The following is a 15,238-nucleotide window of genomic DNA, read 5'->3' on the forward strand; positions in this document are numbered from 1 at the left end:
CAGGCGGAGGCTCTTTTTATTGCCATCGTTCTCGCGTGGGAGACGGGCTTTGTAATGACAGAGCAATTGCCATGCCTATTTTTGAATGTGCGTTCAATAACTCCTAAAAACGACGTCGGAATGTGTCTATATATGTCTTGCAAGGCGTGGGGATTTAAATGGCCATCAGGACTGGCAAGCGCGCCGGCTCACGAGCGGTGAGCAATTCGGTAGCACTTGTGGGAACGGCGTTGCGCCGCACTGGAAAGGAGTGTCACCGCAGGCACAGGTGACGAGCGGTCGAGGGCTGGTTGGCCCTCGATAAGTGGCAAGACAATTTATCTGTGAGCGACGCGCTAAAAGGTGGCGCGCTTTAATCCGGGTGCTCACTTAACGCGCAATTTTGACTGGTCTGCTGTGGCGAGGGGGCTTGCCCCCGTTCGGCTGCGAAGCAGTCGTAAAAGTTTTAGGGCCGCTTCGCGACCCAACGGGGGCAAGCCCCCTCGCCACAGGGTCAACTCGGTTTCAGCATTCAACAGCACTCACCGCCAACCCACCCCGCGATGTCTCCTTGTATTTGTCATGCATGTCGGCACCGGTATCGCGCATGGTGCGGATCACCCGATCCAGCGAAATAAAGTGCTGGCCATCGCCCCGCAACGCCATCTGCGCGGCGTTGATCGCCTTCACCGCAGCAATCGCGTTGCGCTCGATGCACGGCACCTGGACCAGCCCACCCACCGGGTCGCAGGTCAGGCCGAGGTTGTGTTCCAGACCGATTTCCGCCGCGTTGCACAGTTGCTCTGGCGTGGCGCCAAGGATTTCCGCCAGTCCCGCCGCCGCCATGGCGCAGGCCGAACCGACTTCGCCCTGGCAACCGACTTCGGCACCGGAGATCGAGGCGTTCTTCTTGCACAGGATGCCCACCGCCGCCGCACCGAGGAAGTAGTCGACGACATTGGCGTCGGTCACGGCCTCGCTGAACTTCATGAAGTAGTGCAGCACCGCCGGAATGATCCCCGCCGCGCCGTTGGTCGGTGCCGTGACCATGCGCCCGCCGGCGGCGTTTTCTTCGTTGACCGCCAAGGCGAACAGGTTGACCCATTCCATGGCGCTCAAGGTCGAGCCAATCACGTTGGGTTTGTTCAGTTCCTGAAGGCTGCGATGCAGCTTGGCCGCGCGGCGGCGCACGTTCAGCCCGCCGGGCAGGATGCCTTCGTGTTTCAGGCCCTGCTCGACGCAATCCTGCATGGCGCGCCAGAGCTTCATCAGGCCGCTGCGGATTTCCTCTTCGCTGCGCCAGACTTTCTCGTTGGCCATCATTAATTCCGCCACGCGCAGGTTGTGCTTCTTGCACAGCTGCAACAGCTCGGCGGCGCTGGAAAAGTCATAAGGAAGTACGGTGCGATCCAGATCCACGACACCGCTGGAGGCTTGCGCCTCATCGACGACAAAACCGCCGCCGACCGAATAGTAGGTGTCGCGATGCAGTTCGCCGTCATCGCCTTCGACAACCAGGGTCATGGCGTTGGGGTGGAACGGCAGGTTTTCGTCGATCAGGCGCATGTCCCGAGCCCAGACGAACGGCACCGACAGGCGACCGTCGAGCAACAGCGTATGGGTTTCGCGCAGGGCCTGGATGCGGATGCCGATTTGCGACGGATCGATCGCATCCGGCCACTCGCCCATCAGGCCCATGATCACCGCGTTGTCGCTGCCGTGGCCGATGCCGGTGGCCGACAACGAGCCAAACAGCTGGACTTCGACACGCCGCACCTGTTCCAGCAAACCCCGCTCGCGCAAACCCTGCACAAACAACGCCGCTGCCCGCATGGGCCCCACGGTGTGCGAACTGGAAGGGCCGATGCCGATTTTGAACAGGTCGAAAACACTGATAGCCATGACTGACGAACTCCTGAATGGGCCCACTGCGCACGCCAAAGCGCACGGTGACGGAGCTGCTACGCTGAAGCTGCAATCCGCCGAGATGAGCGCATCATCAAGCTTTTATCCTGTTGTTCGACGTCTCTAACCGACGCACTCATGCCCACCAACGCCGCGTGTCTTTTACGCCGTGTTTTCGCCGTTTTTTTGCGGTTCAGAGGGGAAAAAAGGGCTGAAAAAATCTGTAAACGACGTCACCGACACTGGATGCGACCATCCCTGTACTGGATACGACGCGCCCTGTAGGCGTCAGATTTTCACTGGTACATGATCATATCGACTCGATTGCAAGGCGCCGTGGTAGAGCTGTCTCCAGAACGCCATCCAACCGCAACCTATAAGTGCGGTGGTCCAGTCGGAACACTGCCAAAAAAAACACCAAGGAGTCCATCCATGAAAGGTTCCCCGTCGTTGTTGTTGGCCGCCATGCTTAGTCTGCCGGTTCTGGCGCAAGCCGCAGAACCGGCGCAGTGCAATACCGTAAACTTCTCCGATGTCGGCTGGACCGACATCACCGCGACCACCGCGACCACCAGCGTCGTGCTCAACGCCCTCGGCTACAAGACCAAGACCACCATGATTTCCGTGCCCGTGACCTACAAGTCGCTGGCCGACGGCAAGAACATGGACGTGTTCCTGGGGAACTGGATGCCGACCATGGAAAACGACATCAAGGCCTACCGCGATGCCGGCACCGTGGAAACCGTGCGTACCAACCTCAAGGGCGCCAAGTACACCCTCGCCGTCCCTCAAGCCCTGTACGACAAGGGGCTGCATGACTTCGCCGACATCGCCAAATTCAAGAAAGAACTCGATGGCAAGATCTACGGCATCGAGCCTGGCAACGACGGTAACCGCCTGATCCAGTCGATGATCGACAAGAACGCCTTCGGCCTCAAGGACGCGGGCTTCAAGGTCGTCGAGTCCAGCGAAGCCGGCATGCTGTCGCAGGTCGACCGTGCGCAGAAACGCGACACCGCCGTGGTGTTCCTGGGCTGGGCGCCGCACCCGATGAACAAGCGCTTCAAGATTCAATACCTGACCGGCGGCGACGATTTCTTCGGCCCCGACTTTGGCGCCGCCACTGTGGCGACCAACACCCGCAAGGGCTACGCCGAGGAATGCAGCAACGTCGGTCAGTTGCTGAAAAACCTGGAGTTCACGGTCGACATGGAAAGCGAACTGATGGGCAACATCCTGGACGACAAGATGAAGCCTGACGCGGCCGCCAAGGCCTGGCTGAAAAAGAATCCACAGGTGCTCGATACCTGGCTCGCTGGCGTGACCACCACTGACGGTAAACCTGGCCTGGAAGCCGTGAAAGCCAAGCTCAACCAGCCTTGAATTAGAGAGCATCGCTTATGCCGGACGGCGCAAGCCGTCCGGGCTGTTTATTTCCTTGCATGCGGACGTTCACTACCATGCTGATTGATCAGAAAATCCCTTTAGGCCAGTACATCGCGGGCTTCGTTGAATGGCTGACGCAACACGGCGCCAGCACCTTCGACGCAATCGCCGTGACACTGGAAACGATGATCCACGGCGTGACGTTTGCGCTGACCTGGTTCAACCCGCTGGTACTGATCGGCCTGATCGCGCTACTGGCACACTTCATTCAACGCAAATGGGGCCTGACCGCGTTTGTCGTTGCCTCCTTTCTGCTGATCCTCAATCTGGGGTACTGGCAGGAAACCATGGAAACCCTCGCCCAGGTGATGTTCGCCACCCTGGTCTGCGTGGTCATCGGCGTGCCCCTGGGCATCGTCGCCGCGCACAAGCCGATGTTCTATACTCTAATGCGTCCGGTACTCGATCTGATGCAGACCGTACCGACCTTCGTGTACCTCATTCCTACCCTGACTCTCTTTGGTCTGGGTGTGGTCCCGGGCCTGATTTCGACGGTGGTGTTCGCGATTGCCGCGCCCATTCGCCTGACCTACCTGGGTATCCGCGATGTTCCGGAAGAATTGATGGACGCCGGCAAGGCCTTTGGCTGCTCTCGGCGTCAACTGCTCTCGCGAATCGAACTGCCCCACGCCATGCCAAGCATCGCGGCAGGCATCACCCAGTGCATCATGCTGTCTCTTTCGATGGTGGTGATCGCGGCACTGGTGGGCGCCGATGGTTTGGGCAAACCGGTGGTCAACGCACTGAACACTGCTGATATCGCCCTGGGCTTCGAAGCAGGCCTGGCGATCGTACTGCTGGCGATCATGCTCGACCGTATCTGCAAACAACCCGACGCCAAGGTAGGGGGTGACGCATGAGCATTATTCGCTTCGATAACGTTGACGTTATCTTCTCCAAAGATCCACGCGAGGCGCTCAAGCTGCTGGATCAGGGCATGACCCGCAACGAGATCCTGAAAAAGACCGGGCAGATCGTCGGTGTTGAAAAAGCCAGCCTGGATATCGAAAAAGGTGAAATCTGCGTACTGATGGGCCTGTCCGGCTCCGGTAAGTCCAGCCTGTTGCGCTGCATCAACGGCCTGAACACTGTCAGCCGTGGCAAGTTGTTCGTCGAGCACGAAGGCAAGCAGATCGACATCGCCTCCTGCAGCCCGGCCGAGCTGAAAATGATGCGTACCAAACGCATCGCGATGGTGTTCCAGAAGTTCGCCCTGATGCCTTGGCTGACCGTTCGCGAGAACATCAGCTTTGGCCTGGAAATGCAGGGTCGGCCCGAGAAAGAACGACGCAAACTGGTGGACGACAAGCTTGAGCTGGTGGGCCTGACCCAGTGGCGCAACAAGAAACCCAACGAGCTGTCCGGTGGTATGCAGCAACGTGTGGGCCTGGCCCGCGCCCTGGCGATGGACGCCGACATCCTGCTGATGGACGAACCGTTCTCGGCACTCGACCCGCTGATCCGCCAGGGTCTGCAGGACGAACTGCTGGAACTGCAACGCAAGCTGAGCAAGACCATCGTGTTCGTAAGCCACGACCTCGACGAAGCCCTGAAACTGGGCAGCCGCATCGCGATCATGAAAGACGGCCGGATCATCCAGTACAGCAAGCCGGAAGAAATCGTCCTCAACCCGGCGGACGATTACGTGCGGACCTTCGTGGCCCACACCAACCCGCTGAACGTACTGTGCGGCCGCAGCCTGATGCGCACCCTGGACAACTGCAAGCGCATCAACGGTTCGGTGTGCCTGGATCCAGGCGGTGATTCGTGGCTGGACCTGGCCGAAGGCAACACCATCAAGGGCGCTCGCCAGAACGGGTCTGCGCTGGACTTGCAGAACTGGATACCGGGTCAGGCCGTTGAAGGCCTGGGTCGTCGACCAACCCTGGTGGACTCGAACATCGGCATGCGCGATGCGCTGCAGATTCGTTATCAGACCGGCAACAAGCTGGTGCTGCATGACAACAACAAGGTGGTGGGGATTCTGGGCGACAGCGAGCTGTATCACGCACTGCTCGGCAAGAACCTGGGGTAAGGCAACAGACAAAAAACGCCGCGAGAGAATCGCGGCGTTTTTGTTTGAAGATCAAAAGATCGCAGCCTTCGGCAGCTCCTACATTGGAATGCGCTCCCCCTGTAGGAGCTGCCGAAGGCTGCGATCTTTTGAAGCTGGACGCGGTATCACTGAAACACCGCGCCCCTCACAACTCAGCTGTAAACCCGGCCAAGCAGCTGCCGATGGCTTTCAAACTGATCGAGCACGTCACGGGTGATCTGATCCTGGGTGAAACCCAGATGCAAAAACGCCGCGAGAGGATCGCGGTGTTTTTGTTTGAAGAGCAAAAGATCGCAGCCTTCGGCAGCTCCTACATTGGAATGCGCTCCCCCTGTAGGCGCTGCCGAAGGCTGCGATCTTTTGAAGCTGGACGCGGTATCACTGAAACACCGCGCCCCTCACAACTCAGCTGTAAACCCGGCCAAGCAGCTGCCGATGGCTTTCAAACTGATCGAGCACGTCACGGGTGATCTGATCCTGGGTGAAACCCATCAAGTCGTAGTCCTGGCTACCGTTATGCAGGTAAACCTCGGCGCGATAGAAACGCTGACGCGCCTCATCGGACTGTGCCGATTCAGTCGGCGTGGCCAGGTAACCGTCCAGGCTGACTTCGTAGACAAAGGGGTTGCCCTCCTCCATCTCGACGCGCACGCCCATGCAACGCTTGGACTTGCCCAGCAGCGTCTGAACCTTCAGGCCCTGAGCACGCATTTGCGCCGTCGCATCTTCCAGCGCCGGGCTCACTTGCTTGTCCATGAAGCGCTGCACCACCGACTGGCTCGGCTGCAGGTCCAGCTGGGTCAAACGCTCGCTGAAACCACGACGACCGCGTGCCGCCAGTTCCGCTTGCTCCTGTTCGATCTGCACGTCCTGGCGCATGGCCTTGTGCAAGCCGAACATGAAGAACACCAGCACCACCGAGAACGGCAGACCGGCCAGTACCACCATGGTCTGCATGGCTTCGAAGTTACCGGCGAACAGCAGGCCGATGGTCACCAGGGTGATCACCACCGACCAGAAGATCCGCAGCCAGTGCGGCGCGTCTTCATCGACGGTACCGCCCTTGCACGACAGGTTGGCCATCATCACCGCGCCGGAATCCGCCGGGGTCAGGAACAGCACGAAACCGACAAAGATCGACACGCCGATCACCACCTTCGACGCCGGGTAATGCTCAAGCAACTGGTAGATCGCCATGGACGGCTGTTCCAGCGCCGTTTTTCCAAGCTCCACCGCCCCATGGTTCATCACCAGGTCCAGGGCCGAGTTACCGAAGATCGACAGCCACGCCAGGGTGAAGCCCAGCGGAATCAGCAGTACGCCGGCCACCAGTTCACGCACCGTGCGACCACGGGAAATACGTGCGATGAACATGCCCACGAATGGTGCCCAGGAAATCCACCAGGCCCAGTAGAACAGGGTCCACAGGCCCAACCAGCGGTCGGACTTCTCGGCGTCGCCTTCATACACGTAAAGGTCAAAGGTCTTCAGCACCACGCCGTTCAGGTAGTCGCCGACGTTCTGCACGAAGCCGTTGAGCAGGTGCAGGGTCGGGCCGAACAGCAGGACGAAAATCAGCAGGCCGCTGAACAGCACGATGTTCAGGTTGGACAGACGACGGATGCCGTTTTCCACGCCCGACACGGCAGCGATGGTCGCCACGGTGCTCATCACGATGATCACGATCAGCAGGTTGGTGTTGCTATGCTCCATGCCGAACAGGTTTTCAAGGCCCGACGACACTTGCAGCGAACCGATCCCCAGGTTGGTTACCAGACCCAGCAGGGTCACGAACATGCCGAAGCCGTCCACCGCATGACCGGCCGCACCCTTGACCCAGCGCTCACCCACCAGCGGATACAGCGCCGAACGCAACGCCAGCGGCTGGTTATGACGGTAGGCAAAGTACGCCACCGCCAAACCGACCAGCGCGTAAATCGCCCAGCCGTGCAGGCCCCAATGCAGGAACGTCAGTTGTACCGCCTGACGTGCCGCGAGGTTGCTGCCGGCCACGCCTTCCGGCGGGTTGAAGTAGTGGTCCAGCGGTTCGGACGCGCCGAAATACAACAACGAGATGCCGATACCCGAGGAGAACAGCATCCCCGCCCAGGCGCCGTAACTGAAGTCCGGGGTGTCGTCCTTGCTACCCAGTTTCAGTTTGCCGTAGGACGAAAACGCCAGGCCGACAACGAAAATCAGGTAGGCGGCAATCACCACCATGTAGTACCAGCCGAAGCTGCGGGACAACCAGGCTTGCGCCATACCCAGCATTCTGCCGGCCTCTTGCGGGGCGATGATCAGAATGGCGGTCAACAACAGAATCAACGCGGTAGAGGTGTAGAACACCCAACCGTTGACCGTCACCTTCTCGGGTGGGGTCTTTATTAGCGAGGCAGAACTCATGGCACAGATGCTCCGGGCAGTGCGAGAGAAGAACGCAAGACAAACGAGTTACCCGACCAATCGGTTAGTGGGCAGCCGACCGGCGGGTGATATAAAGACAGCCCGAAAAAAGCCCGAAGCCCTTGAGACGCCGTGGCGTATAGGCTTCGAGCTGTTTCGGATGTCGGTTTGCCGCCATTTACACGTAGGAAAAATCTGTAAGCAGCGACGATTTGTCGCAGATCTTATTCTTTGTTGATTGAACGTTCAATCAAAACAAAATAGACTGGCCCTCAAGCCGATGGACGTTCTGCGTCTGCCGGAAGGCCTAAGGAGATGTGCAAGATGCCCAAGGTCGGTATGCAACCCATCCGCCGCCAACAGTTGATCGAAGCCACATTGCTGGCGGTCGACCAGGTCGGAATGGGGGACGCCAGCATTGCGCTGATCGCCCGTTTGGCCGGTGTCTCGAACGGCATCATCAGTCATTACTTTCAGGACAAGAACGGCCTGATCGCCGCCACCATGGGGTACCTGATGACAGTCCTGAGCGAGAACGTCACCGCGCGCCGTCAGGCGCTGAAAGATGACAGCCCGCGGGCGCATCTGCAGGTGATCATCGAAGGCAACTTCGACGCCAGCCAGGTCAATGGCCCGGCAATGAAAACCTGGCTGGCCTTCTGGGCCACCAGCATGCACCAGCCGTCTTTGCACAGGTTGCAGCGGATCAACGATCACCGTCTGTATTCCAACCTGTGCTGCCAGTTCCGTCGCGTGCTGCCGCTCAATGATGCGCGCAGCGCCGCCCGGGGCTTGGCAGCGTTGATCGACGGTTTATGGTTGCGCGGTGCGCTGTCGGGAGATGCTTTCGACACCGAGCAGGCGCAACAGATCGCTTACGAATACATGGATACCCAACTGGCCAAGCGGGTGAGTTAGAGCACACATAAACGCTCAACCACCGAACCGCGCCAGCCACTTAATGCTCTTGCGAGGACTTTATGGCCCGTTTCGAATTGCAAAAACTCTACATCGATGGCGCTTACTCTGACGCCAGCAGCGACGCCACTTTCGAAGCCATCAACCCGGCTAACGGTGAAGTCCTCGCAAAAGTACAACGCGCAACCAAGGAAGACGTAGAGCGCGCCGTAGTCAGCGCCGAAAAGGGCCAGAAAATCTGGGCCGCCATGACCGCCATGGAGCGTTCGCGCATCCTGCGTCGCGCCGTGGAAATCCTGCGTGAGCGCAACGACGAACTGGCCGCCCTGGAAACCCTGGACACCGGCAAGTCGTACTCCGAAACCCGCTACGTCGACATCGTCACCGGCGCCGATGTGCTGGAGTACTACGCAGGCCTGGTTCCGGCCATCGAAGGCGAGCAGATTCCGCTGCGCACCACCTCGTTCGTCTACACCCGTCGCGAGCCGCTGGGCGTCGTGGCCGGTATCGGCGCGTGGAACTACCCGATCCAGATCGCCCTGTGGAAATCCGCGCCAGCCCTGGCGGCCGGTAACGCGATGATCTTCAAGCCAAGCGAAGTCACCTCGCTGACCACCCTGAAACTGGCCGAGATCTACACCGAAGCCGGCGTGCCAAACGGCGTGTTCAACGTCCTGACCGGCAGCGGCCGTGAAGTCGGCACCTGGCTGACCGAGCACCCGCGCATCGAGAAAGTCTCGTTCACCGGCGGCACCGACACCGGCAAGAAAGTCATGGCCAGCGCTTCGAGCTCTTCGCTCAAGGAAGTGACCATGGAACTGGGCGGCAAGTCGCCGCTGATCATCTGTGACGACGCCGACCTCGATCGTGCTGCTGACACCGCGATGATGGCCAACTTCTACAGCTCCGGCCAGGTGTGCACCAACGGCACCCGCGTGTTCGTACCGGCCCACCTGAAAGCCGCTTTCGAAGCCAAGATCGTTGAGCGCGTTGCGCGCATCCGCGTCGGCAACCCTGAAGACGAAAACACCAACTTCGGCCCATTGGTCAGCTTCGCCCACATGGAAAGCGTGCTGGGCTACATCGCCAAGGGCAAGGAAGAAGGTGCCCGCGTACTGTGCGGCGGCGAGCGCCTGACCGACGGCGAATTCGCCAAAGGCGCCTTCGTGGCCCCGACCGTGTTCACCGACTGCACCGACGACATGACCATCGTCCGTGAAGAAATCTTTGGCCCGGTGATGGCGATCCTCACCTACGAAACCGAAGAAGAAGTGATCCGCCGAGCCAACGACACCGAATTCGGCCTGGCCGCCGGTATCGTCACCCGCGACCTGAACCGCGCGCACCGCGTGATTCACCAACTGGAAGCCGGTATCTGCTGGATCAACGCCTGGGGCGAGTCCGACGCGAAGATGCCGGTTGGCGGCTACAAGCAGTCGGGTGTCGGCCGTGAGAACGGCATCAGCTCGCTGAACAACTTCACCCGCATCAAATCGGTACAGGTCGAGCTGGGCGATTACGTCTCGGTGTTCTAAGACCCGAGTCTTGTATTGCCTGCGAGGGCCTCTTCGCGGGCAAGCCCGCTCCCACAGGTTTTGAGTCGTCCATCAAATCTGTGGCAGCTCCCAATCCCTGTGGGAGCTGGCTTGCCAGCGAATCGAGTGCGCAGCACTCGCCGAGGCCCGACCTGACCACCATCAAAGAGGGTGCATTCAATGTCCCAAGAATTCGACTACATCATCATCGGTGCCGGCTCGGCCGGTAACACCCTGGCGACCCGTCTGACCGAAGACGCCGGCGTCACCGTCCTGCTGCTGGAAGCCGGCGGTCCGGACTACCGTTTCGACTTCCGCACGCAAATGCCGGCCGCCCTGGCGTTCCCGCTGCAAGGCCGTCGCTACAACTGGGCCTACGAAACCGATCCTGAGCCACACATGGACGGTCGTCGCATGGAGTGCGGTCGCGGCAAGGGCCTGGGCGGCTCCTCGCTGATCAACGGCATGTGCTACATCCGTGGCAACGCCATGGACTACGACGGCTGGGCGAAACTGCCAGGCCTGGAAGACTGGTCGTACCTGGACTGCCTGCCATATTTCCGTAAAGCGGAAACCCGCGACATCGGCCCGAACGACTACCACGGTGGCGACGGCCCGGTCAGCGTGACCACGCCGAAAGCCGGCAACAACCCGCTGTTCCACGCCATGGTTGAAGCCGGCGTGCAGGCCGGTTACCCGCGCACCGAAGACCTCAACGGCTACCAGCAGGAAGGCTTCGGCCCGATGGATCGCACCGTGACACCGAAAGGTCGTCGTGCCTCCACCGCCCGTGGTTACCTGGACGTCGCCAAGAAGCGTTCGACCCTGACCATCGTCACCCACGCCCTGACCGACAAGATCCTGTTCGAAGGCAAGCGTGCGGTCGGCGTGCGTTACCTGGTGGGCGCGGCGGAAGAACGTGTCGAGGTCAAAGCGCGCAAGGAAGTGCTGCTGTGCTCCGGCGCCATCGCTTCGCCGCAGATCCTGCAACGCTCCGGCGTCGGCCCGGCCGAGCTGCTGAACAAGCTCGACATTCCGGTGGTCCACGACCTGCCGGGCGTCGGTGAAAACCTGCAGGATCACCTTGAACTGTATCTGCAATACGCTTGCACCCAGCCAGTCTCGCTGTACCCGTCGCTGCTGTTGCACAACCAGCCGGCCATCGGTGCCGAGTGGCTGTTCAATGGCACCGGCATCGGCGCCAGCAACCAGTTCGAAGCCGGCGGTTTCATCCGCACGCGTCCGGAATTCGAATGGCCGAACATCCAGTACCACTTCCTGCCGGTAGCGATTAACTACAACGGCAGCAACGGTGTGAAAGAGCACGGCTTCCAGGCGCACATGGGCTCCATGCGTTCGCCGAGCCGTGGGCGCATCCAGGCCAAGTCCAAGGACCCACGCCAGCACCCGAGCATCCTGTTCAACTACATGGCCACCGAGCAGGATTGGCAGGAATTCCGCGACGGCATCCGCCTGACCCGTGAAATCATGCAACAGCCGGCGCTGGACGCTTTCCGTGGTCGCGAGATCAGCCCGGGCATCGAGGTGCAAACCGACGAGCAACTGGACAAGTTCATCCGCGAACATGCCGAAACCGCTTTCCACCCGTCCTGCTCGTGCAAGATGGGCACCGACGACATGGCCGTGGTCGATGGCGAAGGTCGTGTGCATGGCATGCAAGGCCTGCGTGTCGTCGATGCCTCGATCATGCCGATCATCACCACCGGCAACCTGAACGCACCCACGATCATGATGGCCGAGAAAATCGCCGACAAGATCCGTGGCCGCAAGCCATTGCCGCGCAGCACAGCCACTTACTATGTGGCGGGTGAAGCGCCGGTGAAGGGCAAGCCGGTGCGGGAAGTGAGCCAGACGGCGTAAGGCGTTACACCGCGTCACGGCTATTCGCGAGCAAGCCCGCTCCCACAGGTTTCGGGTTGGATTGCAGATTTGTGATCCAACCAGGACTACTGTGGGAGCGGGCTTGCTCGCGAAGAGGCCCGGCCAGGCAACACCTCTCTCCCGGCAATCACTAGCAAGCCCGATACAAACTTGATCCTCCCCCCCTCGCAGGCCTAATCTAGCGCCACGCAATCGTTTCACCCCTTCCCCTCGCAGCACCGCGCCATCGCCACTCCATACCCAGGAGGTTCACGAATGTTCGACTTCTACCCCCAGCTCAAGCAGCGCTTCGCTGCCTTGCGCACGGGTGCTGAATTCTTTTCCCTACGTTATGTGCGCGAGTCCGGGCAGTACCTGTCGGTGCGCAAGAATGTCGCCGAACCGCCGAGCCTGAGCCGTGACGAAGGGGCGATGCTGACCGTGCGGGTCAATGGCGTCGAGGCCTATGCGGCGACCAACGATCTGTCGCAACAAGGCCTGCAGGCCGCCCTCGAGCGCGCCGAACACCAGGCCCGTCGACTCAAGCCCCACGCCTTGCTGGACTTGCGTGAACAGGCTGTTTCCAGCGACCGTGCCGATTATTTTTCGCCGAACCTCGACCAGCCTTTCCCGTCCCTGAGCGACTGCTACCAACTGCTCGGTGCCGAGTCGGCCGCCGTGCCCAGGGACGAGCGTCTGGTGAACTGGCAGGTCAGCCTCGGCATCACTCACGTCGAACAGATTTACCTCAACAGCGCCGGTGCCGAACTGCGCCAGGCACAACGCTTTGTGTACCCAGGCCTGGACGTCACGGCCTACGACGGCAACGACAGCCAGACCCGCAGCCTGGGTCGCGAGAACTTCGGCCAGCAAGGCGCGGCGGACGTTATCAGCCGCTGCGGCCTGATCGGTGCCGGTGCCCAGGTGGCTGATCAGGCGCTGCAACTGCTGCTGGCGCCAAACACACCGCAAGGCAAGCGCGACCTGCTGCTGATGCCCGACCAGATGATGCTGCAAATCCACGAATCCATCGGCCACCCGCTGGAGCTGGACCGCATTCTGGGTGACGAGCGCAATTACGCCGGCACCAGTTTCGTCAAAACCGAAGATTTCGGCCGACTGCAATACGGCTCCGGCCTGCTCAACGTGACCTTCAACCCGGACATCCCCGAAGAACTCGCCAGCTATGGCCATGACGACGACGGCACGCCCGCCAGCAAGCAGTTCCTGATCCGCGAAGGCCTGTTGCTGCGCCCGCTGGGCGGTGCGTTGTCGCAATTCCGGGCCGGCATGGACGGCGTCGCCAACAGCCGCGCCTGCGGCTGGAATCGTCCGCCGATCGATCGCATGGCCAACCTCAACATCGAGCCGGGCGATCAGTCCATCGAACAGTTGATCGGCGGTATCGAACACGGCGTGCTGATGTCGACCAACCGTTCCTGGTCGATCGACGATGCCCGCAATAAATTCCAGTTCGGCTGCGAATGGGGCCAACTGATCGAAAACGGCGAACTCAAGGGAGTGGTAAAGAATCCCAATTACAGGGGCATCTCCGCGCAGTTCTGGAAAAGCCTCAGCGCCGTCGGCGATGCCAGTACTTTCAAGGTCCTCGGCACACCGAATTGCGGCAAGGGCGAGCCGAACCAGGTGATCCGCGTCGGCCACGCGTCACCGGCCTGCGTGTTCAGTAACGTTGATGTATTCGGAGGAGACGCCTGATGCATCCGTCAATCAGCCAGTCCGCATCGTTCAAGGCGCTGGTCAACAGCCTGCGTGCAGCGCTTCACGAGCCCGAACAGTTCACCCTCAGCTACGCCGCCGAGTCTTCGGCCTTCATACGTTTCAACCACGCCAAGGTGCGTCAGGCCGGTCAGGTGCAGCAGGCGAGCATCGGCCTGAAACTGATCAACGAAGGCCGCCATGCCGACCTGCAAATCACGTTGGCCGGCGATCCCCAGGTTGATCTGCAACGTTTGAACGAAGGCCTGCAACAGCTGCGCGACACCTTGCCGCTGCTACCTCCGGACCCGTATCTGCTGCTCAACCACAATGGCTGGCAGAGCAACAACGTGCAGGCCCAACCGCTGCCGGACACCGAACAGGTGGTCGCGCAAATCACCCAGGCCGCCGAAGGCCTGGATCTTGTCGGTTTCTACGCTGCCGGACCGATCAGTCGTGGTTTTGCCAGTTCTTCGGGCGCCTTCGGCTGGCATCAGGCCAACAGTTTCAATTTCGACTTCAGCCTGTTCCACGAGAACGGCCAGGCGGTAAAGGCCAGCTATGCCGGGCAGGACTGGAACAGCGAGGGCTTTGCCAAACGCTTCGAGCAAGCCCGCGAGCAGCTTGAGTTTCTGGGACGGCCGCTACGCACTTTGGCGCCCGGCCAGTACCGCGCTTACTTGGCGCCGGCGGCGCTGGAAGAGATCATGGGCATGCTGTGCTGGGGTGGTTTCTCGGCACAGTCGATTGCCAGCAAAAGCAGTCCGCTGCAAAGGCTCTACGGTGGCGACAGCGCGTTCAGCCCGCTGGTCTCGCTGGATGAAAAGGTCAGTGGTTCACTGAGCCCGGCGTTTTCCGATGAAGGTTATCCGCGCAGTGACCTGGGGTTGATCGTCAACGGTAGGGCCGGGGCACAACTGGTCAGTTCGCGCAGCGCCGCGGAGTACGGTTTGACTGCCAACGGTGCCAGCGGCGGTGAATCCCCGAGCGCGCTGAACATGAAAGCCGGGGCATTGCCTGACGCGGACATTCTCAAGCAGTTGGGTACGGGGCTGTACATCAGCAACCTGTGGTACCTGAACTTTTCGGATCAACCGGCCGCACGCCTGACCGGCATGACCCGCTTTGCTACGTTCTGGGTCGAGAACGGCGAGATTCAAGCACCGGTCAACACCATGCGCTTTGATGACAGCGCCTTCAGCCTGCTCGGTTCGCGGCTCGAAGCGTTGACCGCGGAGCGGGAGTTATTGCTGTCGGCGAGTACGTACAGCCAGCGGGCGACGGCTTCGGCGTTGTTGCCGGGAGCGTTGGTCAGCCGGTTGACCTTGACCTTGTAATACCGCAAAAGATCGCAGCCTGCGGCAGCTCCTACAGGACCGTATTTCAATACATGTTC

The 15,238-nt window shown here is 60.6% G+C and carries 10 protein-coding genes; 8 read left to right on the forward strand and 2 right to left on the reverse strand.

All coding sequences use genetic code 11. The annotated features are described in order from the left end of the window. Positions 1-504: 504 nt before the first annotated feature. Positions 505-1,881 carry an L-serine ammonia-lyase gene (locus ACEN83_RS28210; protein ID WP_007975491.1) on the reverse strand — a complete coding sequence of 459 codons (1,377 nt, stop codon included), beginning with the start codon at positions 1,879-1,881 and terminating at the stop codon, positions 505-507. Positions 1,882-2,316: 435 nt separating this feature from the next. On the opposite strand from ACEN83_RS28210, the gene ACEN83_RS28215 reads away from it, so the two are divergent. The 3 genes from ACEN83_RS28215 (at position 2,317) to choV (ending at position 5,365) form a co-directional block, all read left to right on the forward strand. Beyond that, positions 2,317-3,267, forward strand: a complete 951-nt coding sequence (locus tag ACEN83_RS28215) for a choline ABC transporter substrate-binding protein (RefSeq protein ID WP_116582308.1) — start codon at positions 2,317-2,319, stop codon at positions 3,265-3,267. 77 nt (positions 3,268-3,344) lie between these two features. Beyond that, positions 3,345-4,190, forward strand: a complete 846-nt coding sequence (choW, locus tag ACEN83_RS28220; protein WP_104450084.1) for a choline ABC transporter permease subunit — start codon at positions 3,345-3,347, stop codon at positions 4,188-4,190. Continuing rightward, the gene (choV, locus tag ACEN83_RS28225; protein WP_015097151.1) at positions 4,187-5,365 is read left to right on the forward strand and encodes a choline ABC transporter ATP-binding protein; all 1,179 of its coding nucleotides are present in this window, start codon (positions 4,187-4,189) and stop codon (positions 5,363-5,365) included. Before choW ends, choV begins: the two co-directional genes overlap by 4 nt. A gap of 426 nt (positions 5,366-5,791) precedes the next feature. Here the strand turns inward: choV and ACEN83_RS28230 are convergent, their stop codons facing one another. Further along, entirely contained in the window at positions 5,792-7,732 is a 1,941-nt protein-coding gene (locus ACEN83_RS28230; RefSeq protein ID WP_495580918.1) for a BCCT family transporter, read from the reverse strand. A gap of 381 nt (positions 7,733-8,113) precedes the next feature. Between ACEN83_RS28230 and betI the strand changes: the two genes are divergently transcribed. The 5 genes from betI (at position 8,114) to ACEN83_RS28255 (ending at position 15,179) form a co-directional block, all read left to right on the forward strand. Beyond that, on the forward strand, positions 8,114-8,707 hold the full coding sequence (gene betI, locus ACEN83_RS28235; protein ID WP_495578952.1) for a transcriptional regulator BetI: 594 nt from the start codon (positions 8,114-8,116) through the stop codon (positions 8,705-8,707). Positions 8,708-8,769: 62 nt separating this feature from the next. Next, complete coding sequence (betB, locus tag ACEN83_RS28240) at positions 8,770-10,242, forward strand: betaine-aldehyde dehydrogenase (protein WP_495578953.1); 1,473 nt, start codon at positions 8,770-8,772, stop codon at positions 10,240-10,242. 180 nt (positions 10,243-10,422) lie between these two features. Continuing rightward, positions 10,423-12,123, forward strand: a complete 1,701-nt coding sequence (betA, locus tag ACEN83_RS28245; protein WP_495578954.1) for a choline dehydrogenase — start codon at positions 10,423-10,425, stop codon at positions 12,121-12,123. Positions 12,124-12,399: 276 nt separating this feature from the next. Continuing rightward, positions 12,400-13,842 carry a TldD/PmbA family protein gene (locus tag ACEN83_RS28250; protein ID WP_495578955.1) on the forward strand — a complete coding sequence of 481 codons (1,443 nt, stop codon included), beginning with the start codon at positions 12,400-12,402 and terminating at the stop codon, positions 13,840-13,842. Next, on the forward strand, positions 13,842-15,179 hold the full coding sequence (locus tag ACEN83_RS28255; protein WP_116579587.1) for a TldD/PmbA family protein: 1,338 nt from the start codon (positions 13,842-13,844) through the stop codon (positions 15,177-15,179). The genes ACEN83_RS28250 and ACEN83_RS28255 overlap by 1 nt, the downstream gene beginning before the upstream one ends. Positions 15,180-15,238 lie beyond the last annotated feature (59 nt).

The sequence above is a fragment of the Pseudomonas sp. Pseusp49 genome (assembly GCF_059491875.1).